Consider the following 16,963-nt stretch of genomic DNA (forward strand, 5'->3'; position numbering starts at 1 on the left):
AAGTCCGGCCGGCGACGGCGTGCGCCCCGGCGCCCGACCCGGGGTCCGAACCGACTCCGGATCCGACCCGGAATCCGACGGATCCCGGGGCGCACGCCGTCGCCGGCCGGACTTTGCCTGCCCTGCACCACCGGTTTTGGGGCGCATCCCACCGCTTTGGGGCGCGTCCTGCCGTCGAATCCCGGCGGGACGCGCCCCAAAACGGTCATTCCTGCCCCGAAATCGGACGCGCCCTCGAGTTCCCCGCCCCAGCGCCCGTCCCGAGCGAAGCCGGGATCCGACGGATCCCCTGCTCCCGACCCGCTCGGGTGACGGATCCGCCGCATCGGGGGCTTCCTTCCGCACGAGCGCCCCTACGATCGGCGCATGACCGCGCTCCCCCGCCGTGTCCGGGTCGGCTACGCCCTGGGCGGCATCTCATCCGGCACTTACGGCACCGTGCCAGGGCTGATCCTGATGCCGTTCCTGACCGACCTGCTCGGCGTCCAGGCGGCCCTGGCCGGCATGATCGTGTTCGCACCCAAGGCCTGGGACTTCTTCCTCAACCCGGTCGCGGGTCGGATCAGCGACCGCTCCCGGAATCCTCGGGATCGACGGAGGCCGTTCATCCTGCGCGCGGGGATCCTGCTCGCGCTCGCGTTCACCGCGATGTTCTTCGGCCCCACCGCGCCCCCGGTCGCGGCGGCGCTGTGGGTGCTCGCGGCCTTCCTCGCCTCCGCCACCGTGTACGCGTTCTTCCAGGTCCCGTATCTGGCGATGTCGGCCGAGATCACCGACGACTACGCCGAGCGCACCCGCATGATCACGTGGCGGGTGATCGTGTTCACGCTCGCGATCCTCGTCTCCGGTGCCGCGGCGCCCGCGCTCGTCGAGTCGTTCGGAGGCGTCACGGGCTACCGGATCATGGCCGTCGCGATGGGCGTGCTCATCCTCGTCGGCACCGCTGGCGTGTGGTTCGGCACGCGCTCCGTCCCGCTCACCCGCGGCGAACAGGCCGGCGGGCGCCTGTTCTCGCAGCTCGCGATCGTGCTGCGCGATGCGGACGCGCGCAGGTTGATCGTGGCCTACGTGCTGCAGGCGGTCGCGATCGGCATGGTGCTCGGCGGCGTCGTCTACGTCGCGCGGCACGTCGTGCACGACGCGTCCATCGCCACCTATGCGTTCGTGTGCTTCGTCGCCCCCGCGATCGTGCTCACGCCTGCGTGGGCGCGCCTCGGCGCCAGGGTCGGCAAGCGCCGAGGGTTCGCGGTCGCCACCATCACCATGGCGGCGGGTCTGGTCGCGCTGCTCGCAGCGCGTACGGGAGACGCAGTGCCCCTGCTCCTCGCGTCGGGCGTGGTGGGGGTCGGCTACGCGGGGGCGCAGCTCTTCCCTTTGGCGATGCTGCCCGATCTCGCCGCCGAGGACGCGCGCCGCAGCGGCACGAACCGGATCGGCATGATCTCCGGCGTGTGGTCGGGGTTCGAGCTCCTCGGCTACGCGCTCGGCCCCGCCCTGCTCGGCCTCGTGCTGACGCTCGGCGGCTACCGCGCCTCGACCGGTGACGCCGCGCCGCAGCCCGACAGCGCGCAGTGGGCCATCGTGCTCGGTGTCTCGCTCGTGCCCGCCCTGCTGTGCCTGGTCAGCCTGATCCCGCTGTCGCGCTACCGACTCGACGACCGGCTGCGCGCCTCGGCCGGAACAGCGGAAACCGGCACGACGGAAGCAGGCGCGCTGGCGAACGACTGACCCCGCCTCACCAACGGGGCGGAATGCGCGCGATCGAGCGTCCGGCCGCATCGAGCTCGTGGCCGTTGCGCTTGATCGAGCGCAGCACGGTCCAGCGGTCGACGATCTCGACGTCAGGACCCCACGCCCGCTCGATCGCGGGCAGCGCCGTGAGAGACCTGGCGCGCACGGAGACCGACAGCGGCGCCGGTCCCACCGCCACGACCGCGCGGTGCACCTCGGGCAGTCGGGCCGCGCGCGCCGCGGCGGCCTCGGGATCGGCGCCGCGGGCCCACAGCACCGCGCCGCGACGGAACCCCGCCCCGGGCATCGCCAGATCGCATCCGAACCGCAGCAGGCCCGCCGAGGTCGCCCGGTCGACGGCCCGGCGTGCGGTCGCCTCCGAGACACCGAGCCGTGCTCCGAGCGTCGCCGACGGCATGCGCGGATCCTCGTCCAGCGCCGCTGCGATCTCGGCGACCGTCTGCGGCTTGGGCAGCCGGGCGCTCTCCGCCGCCGCGGGCCGCGCGGAACGCAGCATCCGCTGCTGCACGGCCGACAGCACGCGCAGCCTCCAGGTGGAGTCCTCCGCGGCCACGCCCGCAGCCACGTCCATCCGCAGCACGGTCGCCTCGGTCTCCAGATCGCGCACCCGCTCACCGAGCTGAGGCAACCCGGCCGATGCTGCGACGAGCAGCAGCAGCCCCGCCGAGGTCTCGTCGACGCCGAGCACCCAGGGGCGGCGCACGATCGCCGTCCTCGCGGCGGCCGAGGCTCCCGCGTGCACGAGCACGAGGGCGAGGTCGGTGCTCGATGCCCAGCGCTCGGGCGTCGGCCATGCGGTGAGCCAGGCGAGCCCCTCGTCGCGCAGCGCGCCCCAGTGGCGCACGACCGTCGCCGCATCCACGCCGATCGCCGCCGAGATGCGCGTCCACGGCGCCCGCGCGTCCAGTTGCAGCGTATGGATCAGGGCGAGATCGACCTCATCCAGCACTCGGGGCTCGGTGTCTTCCATGTGACGAAGACTACGCACACGCATGTCTGGAATGGCGGTTTCAGGTCATTCACATCCGGAATCCGCGCGGAAACCTACGCTCACCTCATGAGCATGACGACGGACCGGATCCTGGCGACCATCGAGGACCTGGTCGCCCTCGCGCCGCGCGCCACCGGATCCGCGGGCGGCGCCGCCGCGGCCGCGTACATGGAGGGCCGGTTCGCGCGGGCGGGCCTGGAGACCGAGATCCTCGAGGTGCCGTCGTTCGCGTGGCGCGCGACCGAGTGCGGCGTCCGGGTCGGCGACGGCGTGGAGGTCCCGTGCTCGCCGATCCTGCACTCCGCGCTCCCCGCGCACGACTGGGCGGGCACGGTCCGCCACGTGGTCGAGGCGCCCGTCGTCGACATCGGATCCGATCGGGTGCGCCGGCACGACGTGCGCGGCGCGATCGTGCTGTTCGACCTCACCTTCGACATGACGCTCGCGCACACGCTGCCCCTCACGCTGTTCCTGCACGATCCTGGCCGACGGGTCATGCGGCGGGAGGTGCTGCGCAGCCGCAACCCCTACGTGACCTCTCTCGCACGCACGATGCGCGATGCGGCGGCCGCCGGGGCCGTCGGCGTGATCGGGGTGCTGCGGGACTACCCCGACTCGCTCGGCTACCACAACGAGTACTACCGCCGGACGCTGTTCCGCCTGCCCGGCGCCTGGGTGACCCGCGCCGGCGGCACCCAGCTGCGTGCCGAACTGCGCCGATCCCCGCGCGCGACGCTCACCCTCGGCATCGCGCGCGACGAAGTCGTCTCGCGCACGGTGATCGGGGTGCTGCCGGGGCGCGACGACCTGTCGCGACGACGCGGGTCCGGTCACTCCGCGGGACCGGCCGGGAGCGCCGGACGCCGGGGCCACGCAGGCGTCGCTCCACGTGGCGACGCCATCATGATCCAGTCGCACCACGACTCGGTCGGCGCAGGGGCGGTCGAGGACGCCTCGGGGGCCGCGGAGGTCATCGCTCTCGCCGAGCACTACGCCGCCGAGGCCGCCGACGGGCGGCGTCCCGCGAAGACGCTGCTGTTCACCACCTTTGACACGCACTTCACCGGCTATCAGGCGCACCGCGAGTTCGCGCGCCGGCATGTACTGTCCCGCGCGGCGCCGTGGCGGATCGTGCTGAACGCCACGATCGAGCACATCGGCCTGCGCGCCGTGGAGGGCCCGGGCGGCGGCTTCGCAAACACCGGCGAGACCGAGCCCCGCGGCATCTTCCTCAATGTCAACCCTGCGTTCACGGCACGGATCGCCGGCCTGATCCGGCGGCACGGGATGCACGCGACCAGCATCCTCGGTGCGGGGCTGCTCGAGTTCTTCGCCGGAGGGATCCCCACCGATGCGTCGTTCACCTTTGTCTCGGGCGTGCCGACCGTGAGCCTCATCTCCGGACCGCTCTACCTCTACGACGATGCCGACACGATCGAGCGGATCGACACCGCGCAGCTCGAGCCCGTCGCCCGCTTCTTCGTGGATGTCGTCGACGACGCCGATCGGCACCGCGGATCCCTGCTCGGCACCATGCCGTCGGCGCTGCGCCGGCTGCTGCCGCGAGGACGCTGGTGAGCGGATCCGGCTCGCGGGGCGGATCCGGCTCGACGGCCGGTCTGCGGCAAGGCCCTGGCGCCGGAATCAGGCACGGGTCGACGCGCATCGTCCACTTCGACGGCGATCACGGACCGGAGTCCGGGATCCTGCATCTGCCGCACGCGGCTCCGCGCGCCGGCAGTTACCCGGTCGTCGCCTTCGGGCACATGACGACGGGCGGATCCGCGCGCTCGGCACCGAGCCTCGGCCATCCCGGCCATCCCGAGTGGCGGCGCATGTCGCAGGGCGATGTGCTGTGCGATCTCCTGCTGCAGCGCGGGATCGCGGTGCTGCGCCCGGACTATCCCGGCATCGGCAGCGCCGGCGTGCACCCGTATCTGCTCGGCGGACCGCTCGGCGGCTCGCTGCGATCCATGGTCCGCGCGCGAGGCGCGCTCGACGACCGCCTCGGCGACGACTGGGTCGCCGCCGGACACTCCGAGGGGGCGGTCGCCGCATTGTTCGCCGGGGTCGAACCAGAGCCGGACGCCGCCAGCCGCCTGCGCGGGGTCGCGGCCATGACGCCGGTGACCCGGATGGACCTCAGCGTCCGGTGGGCGCGCGCGGTGCCGGGGGCCTTTCCGGGATCGGGCGTCGTCTCGGCTCTCATCGGGCTGATGCTGCGCGGTGCGGCGACCGCGGACGAGAGTCTGCGCGCGCTGCTCGACGGGGATGGACTCGATCCCGCCACCCGCGAGCGCTGGCGCGACCTCGACCGCCTCTGCCTGACCGAGCTCGCCGCACGCGACTCCTGGGGAGGAATCGTTCCGAGCCGCATCGGCGGCCGGAACGGATCCGCGCTCTTCGACCGTCTGTATACAACGTTCCGAGCGAACGATGTGGCGGACCTGACGGGGTTCCGCACCCCGGTGCGCATCGATGCGGCGCGGTTCGACGAGGTCGCCCCCGCGCCGCTCAGTGCCCGGATGCTGCGCCGCTACCGGCGCGCAGGCGTGGAACTGACCGCCCGCTGGTGGCCCTCGCACCACTCCGGCACGATGCGCGCCCGGCACGCCCCGCCCCACGCCGCCGCATGGATCGCGGCACGCTTCGAGGAGTGAGTCCCGGAGCTGTCGTTGCTCGGGTTTCGGGGCGCAGCCGGTCGTTTTGGGGCGCGTCTCGCCACGGATTCCCGACGTGGCGCGCCCCAAAACGACAGAGCGCGCCCCAAACCCGGGTCAGGCCCCGGACCGGCCCCGGATACAACCCCTGATCCGGCCCCGGATCCACTGCACACGGCCTCCGGCACCACTCCGATTTCGGGGCGCATCCCACCGTTTTGGGGCGCGTCCCGCCACGGAATCCCGACGTGGCACGCCCCAAAACGTCAGAGCACGCCCCAAAACCGGACAAACAACAAACAACAAACGGAGTGCCCCGAACCCCCGTCAGCCGTGGCGAGCGAGCAGACGGCGGGCGGCCTCGCTGTGGTGCGCGATGAGCTGCGGCACGTCCAGGCCGACGATCCGACCGTCCAGCACCCGCCAGGTGCCGCCGACCATGACCCGGTCCGCGCGTTCGGCGCCGCACAGCAGCAGGGCCGCGAGCGGGTCGTGACTGCCGGAGAAGCGCAGCTCGTCGAGCGTGAACATCGCGAGGTCCGCCTGCTTGCCCGGGCTCAGCACGCCGATGTCGGAACGGCCGAGTGCGCGGGCGGATCCCTGGGTCGCCCAGTCCAGCGCCCGCTCGGGGGTGACTGCCGCGGCGCCGTAGCGCAGGCGCTGCAGGTACAGGGCCTGGCGCACCTCCATCATCATGTTGGATCCGTCGTTCGACGCGGATCCGTCCACGCCCAGTCCGACCGGCACGCCCGCGGCCTCGAGCTCGACCGCGCGCGCGATCCCGCTCGCGAGGCGCATGTTCGAGGTGGCGCAGTGCGAGACCGCGGTGCCGGCGGCGCCCAGGCGGGCGATCTCGTCGTCGTCGAAGTGGATGCCGTGGGCGAGCCAGGTGCGGTCGCCGAGCCAGCCGACGCTGTCGAGGTAGTCCACCGTGCGCAGTCCGAACCGCTCCCGGCAGAAGTCCTCCTCGTCGATGGTCTCGGCGAGGTGCGTGTGCAGGCGCACGTCGAGGCGCTCGGCCAGAGTCGCCGTATCGCGCATGACCTCCGTGGTGACGGAGAACGGCGAGCACGGTGCGAGGCCGATCTGCACGAATGCGCCCTCTCCGCGCTCGTGGTAGGCGCCGACGAGGCGTTCGCTGTCGGCGAGGATCACCTCCGCGTCCTGCACCGTGCTCTGCGGCGGCAGGCCGCCGTCCTTCTCGCCGAGGGACATGGATCCGCGAGTCAGCGTCGCGCGCATGCCGAGGCGCTTCACGACGTCGACCTGCACGTCGATGCCCTCCTCCAGCCCGTTCGGGAACAGGTAGTGGTGGTCGGCGGCGGTGGTGCAGCCGCTCAGCAGCAGCTCGGCGAGCGCGGCGGTCGTGGCGAGCTCGAGATCGCGCGGAGTGAGCCCGGCCCAGACGCCGTACAGCCCCTTGAGCCACGGGAAGAGCTCGGCGCTGACCACAGGCGTCCACGCCCGGGTGAGGGTCTGATAGAAGTGGTGGTGCGTGTTGATCAGGCCGGGGATGATGACATGGCGCGAGGCGTCGTAGACCTCGTCGACCGGCGAGGACGGGGATCCTCCGACGGGCACGGCCTCGAGGATCGTGGATCCGGCGACGACCAGGCCGCCACGGGCATCGGCGCCGTCGCCGGTGTGGATCCCGAGCGGGTTCTTCAGCCAGATGGTGCGGGTGGATTCGGACATCGAGCAGACTCCCTCGTTCGACGAGCGGAGCCGGAAGGTGGCCCCGCGGGGGCCAGCTCAGTTTTGACCTGTCTGCTGATCCAGGTGCGCCTCCGATCGAGGAGGCCTTTCAGATGTACCACGGACGGTCGACGCCGGTCAACGGTCTTTTTCGGATCCTAGAATCAGGATTCCGCGATACGGACGACGCCCTTCGTCTCGCTGCGCTCGCTCAGGAACCGGTGGAGGCCGGTCCCTGAGCGAGGAGCGCACGCCCATCGTCTCGCTGCGCTCGCTCAGGAACCGATGGAGGCCGGCCCCTGAGCGAGGAGCGCACGCCCATCGTCTCGCTGCGCTCGCTCAGGAACCGATGGAGGCCGGCCCCTGAGCGAGGAGCGCACGCCCATCGTCTCGCTGCGCTCGCTCAGGAACCGATGGAGGCCGGCCCCTGAGCGAGGAGCGCACGCCCTTCGTCTCGCTGCGCTCGCTCAGGAACCGGTGGAGGCCGGTCCCTGAGCGAGGAGCGCAGCGACGAGACGAAGGGCGACGACCCCGTTCCGGATCAGTGCGCCGGGCGATCGACCATGACCTCGTTGCCGTCGCGGTCGACGATCTTGCCGTCGATGATCGAGTCGCCGTCCTCGAAGGCGTCCAGGTACGCGACCGGGATGCTGCGGGTCGGCGCCGACACGAACGCGTTCTTCCGCTTCACGCTGCCGAGGTGGTTGAAGAGCAGGTTCAGCAGGATCGCGACGACCGCGGCCGAGCTGATGCCGGAGTGGAAGATCGTCACGAACCAGGCCGGCATCTGCTCATAGATCGTCGGGACGGCGATCGGGAGCATACCCACCGCGATCGACGTGGCCACGATCACGAGGTTCATGTTGTCGCGGTACTCGACCTTGGCGAGCGTGCGGATGCCGGACGCTGCGACCGAGCCGAACAGCACGAGGCCCGCGCCACCGAGGACCGGCGTCGGGATCGCCCCGACGACGCGACCCAGGACCGGCAGCAGACCCAGGATCACCAGCACGCCACCGCCGGCGGTGACCACGAAGCGGCTCTTCACGCCCGTGATGGCGACCAGGCCGACGTTCTGCGCGAACGCCGACTGCGTGAACGTGCCAAAGATCGGCGAGACCGCGCTGGAGAGCATGTCGGCGCGGAGCCCCGCGGCGATGCGCTTGGAGTCGACCTTGGTGCCGACGATCTCGCTCACGGCGAGGATGTCGGCGGTGGTCTCGGTCAGGGTCACCAGGATCACGATCAGCATCGAGATGATGCTCGCGATCTCGAAGGTCGGCACTCCGAATTCGAAGACCTTCGGGAAGGCGAAGATGTCGCCCTCGCCGACCTTGCTGAAGTCGGCCTTGCCGAGGAAGACCGCGACGATCGTGCCGAGCACGATGGAGAGCAGGATCGCAAGGCGCGAGATCGCGCCCACCGGGATCTTGCTGAGGATCAGGACGATCACCAGGGTGATGCCGGCGAGCATCAGGTTCTCGGGGGCGCCGCCCTTCGCGCCGCCGGTGTTCTCGCCGGTGCCCATGATCCAGCCGGCCGCGACCGGGAGCAGGCTGAGACCGATCGTGGTGATCACGGTTCCCGTCACGACCGGCGGGAAGAACCGGATCACGGTCGCGAACACAGGGGCGATCAGCAGGCCTATCACCGAGGCGGCGATCACGGATCCGAACACCGCCGGGAGCCCACCGCCGCTCGTGACGATCGCGCCCATGGTTGCGACGCCCGAGAACGACACGCCCTGCACGAGGGGCAGCTGGGATCCGAAGAACGGGACGCCGACGGTCTGCAGGATCGTGGCGAGACCGCCCATGAACAGGCACGCGGCGATGAGCACGCCGATCTCGCCGGGCTTCAGCCCCGCCATCTGCCCGATGATGAGCGGCGGGGCGATGATGCCGCCGTACATCGTGAGCACGTGCTGGATGCCGTAGCCGATGGTCGCGCCGATCGGCAGGCGCTCGTCCTCGGGGCGGACGAGCTCCTTCTTCTGCTTGGTAGTCAATTCGACCTCTTCGTCGGGGGCAGAGCACCAGGTGAGCGAGGCGGCGGCCGTCCGCAACGCCATGCGATGGCGGTTCGACGGCGAGTCGCGCGTTCCGCCTCGCAAGCGGGGCGGATGTGCTGTTAGTCCTGATGCGTCTCCAGCTCTGGAGACCCCCTCAGGCTAACCAAGGCCCCATTCAGAGTCAAGAACTTTTTCCGAATCTCGGAGTGAGAATTCCATAATGCGGATAGTGAAGAAGTAGCCATCCTCGCCGTCCAGGCGCGGAAAAGGCCCCGGATCAGGGAGATCCGGGGCCCTTCCTCGACCTTCGTCGCGTCACTCGTCGAGCAGCTCGGCCTCGATCACATCATCGTCCGCGTCGGCCCGGGGAGGCGGAGGGACGGCCGGCCCCTCGCTCGTGAGCACGAGGGAGGATCCATCCGCCGCGACATCCACGCGCACGATGTCGCCGTCCTGCACCCGCCCAGACAGCAAGGCCGACGCCAGCCGGTTCTGCACCTCGTTCTGGATGAGGCGGCGCAGCGGCCTGGCGCCGAACACCGGGTCGTAGCCGCGCTCGGACAGCCAGGCGCGCGCGTCGGGCGTGACCGCGAGCGTCAGCCGGCGGTCGGCGAGACGACGCTGCAGCTGGTCGATCGTGAGCTCCACGATCTGCGCCAGGTCGTCCTCTGTGAGCGCCTGGAACATCACGATGTCGTCGAGACGGTTGATGAACTCGGGCTTGAACGCCTGTCGCACGAGGGCCATCACGGCGTCGCGCTTCTCGTCCGGCGAGAGCGTCGGGTCGATCAGGATCGGGGATCCGATGTTGCTCGTGAGGATCAGGATCACGTTCGAGAAGTCGACCGTCCGACCCTGGCCGTCGGTGAGGCGGCCGTCGTCCATGACCTGGAGCAGCACGTCGAACACCTCGGGGTGGGCCTTCTCGACCTCGTCCAGCAGGACGACGCTGTAGGGGCGCCGCCGCACGGCCTCGGTGAGCTGCCCGCCCTGCTCGTAGCCGACGTAGCCGGGAGGGGCGCCGACGAGACGCGAGACCGAGTGCTTCTCGCCGTACTCCGACATGTCGATGCGCACCATCGCGTGCTCGTCGTCGAAGAGGAACTCGGCGAGCGCCTTGGCGAGCTCGGTCTTGCCGACACCGGTGGGTCCGACGAAGAGGAAGGATCCGGTCGGCCGGCCGGGGTCGCTGATGCCCGCGCGCGAGCGCCGCACCGCGTCCGAGACGGCCGCGACCGCCTCCTTCTGCCCGATCAGGCGCCGGCCCAGCTCTCGCTCCAGATGCAGGAGCTTCTCGCTCTCGCCCTGCAGCAGCCGGCCCACGGGGATCCCGGTCCAGGCCGCGATCACCGCCGCGATGTCCTCGTCGGTGACCTGCTCGTTCACCATGCGGGGCTCGTCGCTCTGCGCGTCGGCCTGCCGCTCGGCGTCGGCGAGCTGCGCCTGCAACTGCTTGATCGTCTCGTACTCGAGCTTCGATGCCTTCACGTAGTCGGCGTCGCGCAGAGCCCTGTCGCGCTCGGTGAACGCCTCGTCGAGGCGCTTCTTGAGCTCGCCCACCCGATTCAGGCCGCCGCGCTCGCGCTCCCAGCGGGCTTCGAGGCCCTTGAGCTCGGCCTCGGCCTCGCCCATCTGGTCGCGGAGCTTCGCGAGGCGCTCCTTCGAGGCCGCGTCCTTCTCCTTCTTCAGCGCGAGCTCCTCGAGGCGCATCCGGTCGACCGACCTCTTGAGCTGGTCGATCTCGACGGGGCTCGAGTCGATCTCCATCTTGAGCCGGCTCATGGCCTCGTCGATGAGGTCGATGGCCTTGTCCGGCAGCTGACGGCTCGGCAGGTAGCGGTTCGACAGCGACGCGGCGGCGACCAGCGCGGAGTCGCTGATGGTCACGCCGTGGTGCGCCTCGTAGCGCCCCTTGAGGCCGCGCAGGATCGCGATCGTGTCCTCGACCGAGGGCTCGCCGACATAGACCTGCTGGAACCGGCGCTCCAGCGCCGCGTCCTTCTCGATGAACTCCCGGTACTCGTTGAGCGTGGTGGCGCCGATGAGCCGCAGCTCGCCGCGGGCGAGCATGGGCTTGAGCATGTTGGAGGCGGCGACGGATCCCTCTCCCCCGCCCGCACCCATCAGCACGTGCAGCTCGTCGATGAAGGTGATGACGCGGCCGTCGGACTCGGTGATCTCCTTGAGCACGCTCTTCAGCCGCTCCTCGAACTGGCCGCGGTACATCGCCCCCGCCACGAGAGCGGAGATGTCCAGCGACACGAGCTCCTTGTCCTTGAGCGACTCGGCCACGTCTCCGGCGACGATGCGCTGCGCGAGCCCCTCGACGACGGCGGTCTTGCCGACACCGGGCTCGCCGATCAGCACCGGATTGTTCTTGGTGCGCCGGGTGAGCACCTGGCTCACGCGGCGGATCTCCGCGTCGCGACCGATCACCGGATCGAGCTTGCCCTGCCGGGCGCGATCGGTGAGGTTGATGCCGAACTGCTCGAGCGCCGACTGCTGCCCGTCCTGCTGTGCCGTCTGAGGGGTGGCCATTCGTCCTCCTGGGTTCTCCTTGCGTCTGTGGCGGAAGAGCCGGATCCGGTCCGCCTCTTCAAAGTTGAGTTGATTAGACTCAAGTTTAGCGGGGTGGCACCTCAATGCACAAGGGGCCGCGAGACCCGTCAATTTTCAGTATTTGCGATACTGCGATCATTGGTCTTGCGTGCAGTACAGACATACCGCTAAGGTGAGGGAATGCTTCTCGGAGACATCTGCTCGATTCGATCCGGACTCACGTTCCGCGATCGCCTTCGAGATGTCCGCGAGGGCGGCGTTCTCGCGGTGCAACAAGGCGATCTGACCCCCGCGGGCGAGTTCAATCCCGATCGAGCGCTTCGTATCGACGCACCAACTCACTCGAGCCACCGCGTCCACTCTGATGAGCTGGTCATCCGTTCGCGCGGTCCGTTCTGGAGCGCCTGGGCTCCCGGCGACTACGGCGAACCCTTGGTGGCCGTCGCCCCACTCTTCATTCTGCATCCCACCTCCGACGTACACCCTGCCTACCTCGCCTGGTACGTCGGCCGCCCCGCCGCGCAGCGATTTCTCACCACCGAAGCCATGGGCACAGGGGTCAAGATGATCCCCCGCGCGGTACTGGAAAAGCTGCCCATCGACGTGCCCCCGCTCGCGACTCAGCGCGTCATCGCGCTGAGCTCATCGCTCGCCGCACGAGAGCGTGCACTCTCTCTTCGCCTCTCCGATCTGCGCCATGACCTCCTCTCGACACAGCTCGACCGCGCAGCCCTCTCGCCGCACCTCTCAGAATCCAGGAGCAATCGATGAACCCGACGGTCACGCAGCAACAGATCAACAATGCCGCGTGGGCTGCGTGCGACACCTTCCGGGGCGTGGTCGATGCAACGCAGTACAAGGACTACATCCTCGTGATGCTGTTCCTGAAGTACATCTCCGACATCTGGATCGAGGATCGGGAGAACCTCGGCAGGCGCTTCGCCGAGGATCCCCGAAAGGAAGAGAAGGTCAAGCGCCTCCTCGACCGTGAGCGGTTCGTCCTTCCCGAGGACAGCAGTTTCTACAACCTCTACGAACAGCGCAAGGCCGACAATATCGGCGAGCTAATCAACATCGCCCTCGCTGCGATCGAGGAGAAGAACCGGGCCAAGCTGGACGGTGTTTTCCGCAACATCGACTTCAACTCGGAGGTGAACCTCGGCGAGACGAAGGAGCGCAACCGCCGCCTCGCACATCTCCTCGAGGATTTCCACCGCCCTGCGCTGGACCTCCGCCCATCGCGCGTCGGCGACGACATCATCGGCGAGACATACATCTACCTCATCTCGCGCTTCGCGTCGGATGCGGGCAAGAAGGCGGGCGAGTTCTACACCCCCCGCTCCGTCTCGGTTCTCCTCGCGAAGCTCGCTGCGCCGAAGACCGGTGACACGATCTTCGATCCTGCCTGCGGATCCGGATCGCTTCTCATCGAGGCCGCACGCGAGGTCGGATCGAACAACTATGCGCTCTACGGGCAGGAGGTGAACGGCGCCACCTCGGCGCTCGCCCGCATGAACATGTTCATGCACGCGAACGACTCCGCGACGATCGCCTGGGGAAACACCCTCACGGGGCCCAGGCTTCTCGACGAGAATCGCCTGCGACAGTTCGACGTCGTGGTGGGGAATCCCCCGTTCTCCCTCGACAAGTGGGGTGCCGAAGACGCCGCCTCGGACGAGTACAAGCGCTTCTGGCGCGGGGTCCCGCCGAGAAGCAAGGGTGACTACGCGTTCATCACGCACATGATCGAGGTCGCGAAGCGCCACACGGGACGCGTCGCCGTGATCGTTCCGCACGGCGTGCTGTTCCGCGGCGGCGCCGAAGGGCGGATCCGCAAAGCCCTTATTGAAGAGAACCTGCTGGATGCCGTCATCGGCCTTCCCGCCAATCTCTTCACCACGACGGGGATCCCCGTGGCGATCCTCCTCTTCGACCGCTCGCGAGAGGCCGGCGGGGCGAACTCCGACCGCGACGATGTGCTCTTCATCGACGCCAGTCGGGAATTCTCCCCGGTGAAGTCTCAGAATCTGCTCGAGTCCACGCACATCGACAAGATCGTGCAGACCTACCGAGGTCGCGTCGAGATCGAGCGTTACTCGCAGCTCGCCGAGATCGGCAAGATCGCCGAGAACGACTACAACCTCAACATTCCGCGATACGTCGACACGTTCGAGCCTGAGCCTGAGGTCGACATCGCCGCCGTGCAGCGCGAGATCGAAAAGGTAGAGGCGGAGCTCGTCGAAGTGCGGGCAAAGATCGCCGGGTATCTGAAGGAGCTGGGCATCGATGGCTGAGACGGATCCGTCGGGCGAGATCGTCCTCTACACGACCGATGACGGCTTGGCGAGCGTGCAACTGCGCGCGGTGGACGGCACAGCATGGCTGTCGCAGCGCAGCATTGCAGAGCTCTTCCAGGTGACCCCTCAGGCCATAACCCAGCACATCCAGACGATCTACTCCGAGGGTGAACTGACCGAGGCGGCAACTTGTAACGACTACTTACAGGTTCGCATCGAAGGAACCCGGGAAGTCACCCGAACAGTGCGCCACTACAACCTCGACATGATCCTGGCGATCGGCTACCGGGTGCGTTCGCCGCGCGGTACGCAGTTCCGTCGCTGGGCGACGACCGTGCTCACCGAGTACCTCGTCAAGGGCTTTGCGATGGACGATGCGAAGCTCAAGGATGCGCCGCAGTGGGACTACTTCGACGAGTGGCTGGAGCGCATCCGGGACATCCGGGCATCCGAGAAGCGGTTCTATCAGAAGGTCACCGATCTCTATGCGACGGCCGTCGACTACGATTCCGCATCCGACGCGGCCAAGACGTTCTTCGCCAAGGTGCAGAACAAGATGCTGTTCGCCGTGACGGGCAAGACGGCGGCGGAGATCGTCGCGACGCGGAGCGACGCGGGCGCATCGAACATGGGGCTGACCGCCTGGAGCGGCGGGCGCGTCCGCAAGGCCGATGTGAGCGTGGGCAAGAACTATCTGGGCGAGGACGAGCTGGTTGAACTCAACCGCATCGTCACGATGTACCTCGACTTCGCCGAGGACCAGGCACGGCGGCGGCAGGTCGTCACGATGGACGAATGGGCGGAGAAGCTCGACGCCTTCCTGCAGTTCAACGGCCGCGACCTGCTCACCCACGCGGGCAATATGCAGGCAGCCGTGGCCAAGCGCCTCGCCGAAGGTCGCTATGACGAGTTCGACGCGCACCGCCGGTCTCGTGACGCTGCGGATGCGGATGCAGCTGATTTCGCGGCGATCGAGCGGCTGGGGAGGGACGCCAGATGACCCGTTCCCAACGATGGACCGAGTCTCTGCTCGACGACGTCACGATACGAGGTAGCGGTCATACACCGAGCCAGTCACGTCCCGATTTCTGGGACGGTGACATTCCATGGGTTTCGCTCGCGGATAGCGACCAGTTGGACTCCGGCTACATTCGCACAACCAGGCGAAATATCTCTGGACGTGGGCTTGCCGGATCATCCGCCGTGCTCCATCCCGCGCGGACGGTAATCCTTAGCCGCGACGCGGGCGTCGGCAAGAGTGCTGTGCTCGCGACGCCGATGGCGGTAAGCCAGCACTTCATCGCGTGGCAGTGCGACGCTCGCGGCGTGATCGATCCATGGTTCCTCTATTACGTCCTTCAAAGGCAAAAGCCGTACTTCGGGCGGATGGCTGTCGGCTCAACGATAAAGACGATTGGTCTTCCGCTCTTTCGTAAGCTTAGGATCAGCTACCCGTCGCTCTCGGAACAGCGGAAGATCGCCGAGATCCTCCGCACCTGGGACGAAGCGATCGATGCGACAAGCCGGCTCTCGGCGCTCGCTCGGTCGCGCAGAGACCGGCTTAGGCAGCATCTCTATGCGAACGTTCCCGCCGAGCGCGTCACCATCGCCAGTATCCTCACCGAGAGCCGCCTCCCTGGGAAGCCTGAAACCAGCCCTCAGAAAATCACGATACGGCTCTACGGGCGAGGTGCCGTGGCGAAGGCGATCTCGCAGACTAGTGCAGCGACGAGATACTTCGAGCGCCGTGCCGGCCAGTTGGTCTACAGCAAGCTTGATTTCTTGAACGGCGCGTTTGCAATCGTCCCCGACGAACTGAACGGCTTCGAGACGACGCTCGACCTGCCCGCCTTCGACATTGATGACCAAGTCAATCCAGCCTGGCTGATCAACTACCTCACTCGACCCAGCTACTACGAAAATCAGCTTCATCTGGCGCGCGGGCAACGCAAGGCCCGCCGAGTCAATCCGAGGGAATTCTTGGCTGAAGTGATCGCTCTGCCCTCAAGCGCCCATCAAGCCCACACGGCCGATGTGCTCGCATCTGCCGACCAGGAGATCGCCCTTCTCGATCGCAAGATCGAACTCCTCCGCGCGCAGAAGCGCGGGCTCGCGGAGAGACTGCTCAGCGGTGAGCTCCGTGTGGAAGCGGGTGAGCCCGATGACTGAGCCCACCGCCCCCACGTTCTCCGACTACATCGTGTACGTGGACGAGAGCGGTGACCACGGCCTCAACTCCATCAACCCCGACTTCCCGGTGTTCACGCTGGCGTTCTGCGTCTTCCGCAAGACGGACTACATCGACTCGATCGTTCCCACGGTAGAGCGGCTCAAGTTCGACTTCTGGGGTCACGACGCCGTCGTCCTCCACGAGGCCGACATCCGCAAGCAGACCGGTGCGTTCAGCCTGCTGCGCCGCAGTCCCGCATTGCGGGCGTCTTTCTTCGAACGGCTGAACGGCGTCATTGCAGGGGCCCCGTTCGACGTGATTGCGGCCACGATCGACAAGCACCGTCTGCTCGCCAAGTACCCGACGACGGCATACAACCCCTACGAGGTCGCGCTGCTGTTCTGCATGGAGCGTCTTCTCGAGTTCCTCGCGAATCGCTTTCAGACCGGGAGAACGGTCCAGATCATCTTCGAGAGCCGCGGCAAGAACGAGGATCGCGATCTCGAAGTCGAGTTCCGACGAATCTGCACGAACGGTGGCAGCTGGGGATACAGACGCATGGACTTCCGTCGGATGTCGTTTGAAGCGCTCATCGTGCCCAAAGCAGCAAACTCGAGCGGCCTGCAACTCGCCGACCTCGTCGCGAGGCCCATCGCGCTGCGGACGCTGCGCCCCGATCAGCCGAACCGGGCATACGAACTGATCGAGCCGAAGCTCCGCTACGAAAAGGTCTTCCCATGACAGGGCAAACGAAAAGGGTCCGAGAACCCTCAGACCCTAGTCGCCGATCAGGAAAAGCCCGATCCGCTTACAGGTTACGCCTGCCCA

12 protein-coding genes are annotated in these 16,963 nt (G+C 68.1%); 8 read left to right on the forward strand and 4 right to left on the reverse strand.

Features of this window, described 5'->3' with window-relative positions:
* The first annotated feature begins 366 nt into the window (after positions 1-366).
* A complete protein-coding gene (locus CQ044_RS10495; RefSeq protein ID WP_105688422.1) occupies positions 367-1,728 on the forward strand; it encodes an MFS transporter in 1,362 nt (453 codons plus the stop codon).
* Positions 1,729-1,735: 7 nt separating this feature from the next.
* Here CQ044_RS10495 and CQ044_RS10500 read toward each other — a convergent pair whose 3' ends face one another.
* On the reverse strand, positions 1,736-2,722 hold the full coding sequence (locus tag CQ044_RS10500; protein WP_181158276.1) for an AsnC family transcriptional regulator: 987 nt from the start codon (positions 2,720-2,722) through the stop codon (positions 1,736-1,738).
* Between the two features lie 87 nt (positions 2,723-2,809).
* Here CQ044_RS10500 and CQ044_RS10505 point away from each other — a divergent pair, with 87 nt between their 5' ends.
* The gene (locus CQ044_RS10505; RefSeq protein ID WP_105688424.1) at positions 2,810-4,321 is read left to right on the forward strand and encodes a hypothetical protein; all 1,512 of its coding nucleotides are present in this window, start codon (positions 2,810-2,812) and stop codon (positions 4,319-4,321) included.
* The gene (locus CQ044_RS10510; RefSeq protein WP_105688425.1) at positions 4,318-5,403 is read left to right on the forward strand and encodes a S9 family peptidase; all 1,086 of its coding nucleotides are present in this window, start codon (positions 4,318-4,320) and stop codon (positions 5,401-5,403) included. Before CQ044_RS10505 ends, CQ044_RS10510 begins: the two co-directional genes overlap by 4 nt.
* A 327-nt stretch (positions 5,404-5,730) precedes the next feature.
* Here the strand turns inward: CQ044_RS10510 and CQ044_RS10515 are convergent, their stop codons facing one another.
* The 3 genes from CQ044_RS10515 to CQ044_RS10525 form a co-directional block, all read right to left on the reverse strand.
* Entirely contained in the window at positions 5,731-7,098 is a 1,368-nt protein-coding gene (locus CQ044_RS10515) for an 8-oxoguanine deaminase (protein WP_105688426.1), read from the reverse strand.
* A gap of 541 nt (positions 7,099-7,639) precedes the next feature.
* The gene (locus CQ044_RS10520) at positions 7,640-9,169 is read right to left on the reverse strand and encodes a nucleobase:cation symporter-2 family protein (protein ID WP_105688427.1); all 1,530 of its coding nucleotides are present in this window, start codon (positions 9,167-9,169) and stop codon (positions 7,640-7,642) included.
* A gap of 255 nt (positions 9,170-9,424) precedes the next feature.
* Complete coding sequence (locus CQ044_RS10525) at positions 9,425-11,647, reverse strand: ATP-dependent Clp protease ATP-binding subunit (protein WP_105688428.1); 2,223 nt, start codon at positions 11,645-11,647, stop codon at positions 9,425-9,427.
* 201 nt (positions 11,648-11,848) lie between these two features.
* Between CQ044_RS10525 and CQ044_RS10530 the strand changes: the two genes are divergently transcribed.
* The 5 genes from CQ044_RS10530 to CQ044_RS10550 are packed head-to-tail and all read left to right on the forward strand — an operon-like array spanning position 11,849 to position 16,876.
* The gene (locus tag CQ044_RS10530; protein ID WP_105688429.1) at positions 11,849-12,439 is read left to right on the forward strand and encodes a restriction endonuclease subunit S; all 591 of its coding nucleotides are present in this window, start codon (positions 11,849-11,851) and stop codon (positions 12,437-12,439) included.
* The gene (locus CQ044_RS10535) at positions 12,436-13,962 is read left to right on the forward strand and encodes a type I restriction-modification system subunit M (protein ID WP_105688430.1); all 1,527 of its coding nucleotides are present in this window, start codon (positions 12,436-12,438) and stop codon (positions 13,960-13,962) included. The genes CQ044_RS10530 and CQ044_RS10535 overlap by 4 nt, the downstream gene beginning before the upstream one ends.
* Positions 13,955-14,965 carry a virulence RhuM family protein gene (locus CQ044_RS10540; protein WP_105688431.1) on the forward strand — a complete coding sequence of 337 codons (1,011 nt, stop codon included), beginning with the start codon at positions 13,955-13,957 and terminating at the stop codon, positions 14,963-14,965. The genes CQ044_RS10535 and CQ044_RS10540 overlap by 8 nt, the downstream gene beginning before the upstream one ends.
* A complete protein-coding gene (locus CQ044_RS10545) occupies positions 14,962-16,134 on the forward strand; it encodes a restriction endonuclease subunit S (protein WP_105688432.1) in 1,173 nt (390 codons plus the stop codon). The genes CQ044_RS10540 and CQ044_RS10545 overlap by 4 nt, the downstream gene beginning before the upstream one ends.
* Before the next feature lie 37 nt (positions 16,135-16,171).
* Positions 16,172-16,876, forward strand: a complete 705-nt coding sequence (locus tag CQ044_RS10550; RefSeq protein WP_258133256.1) for a DUF3800 domain-containing protein — start codon at positions 16,172-16,174, stop codon at positions 16,874-16,876.
* Positions 16,877-16,963: the final 87 nt, after the last annotated feature.

Origin of the sequence: Microbacterium sp. MYb64 (assembly GCF_002979495.1) — a bacterium.
Classification (GTDB): domain Bacteria; phylum Actinomycetota; class Actinomycetes; order Actinomycetales; family Microbacteriaceae; genus Microbacterium; species Microbacterium azadirachtae_A.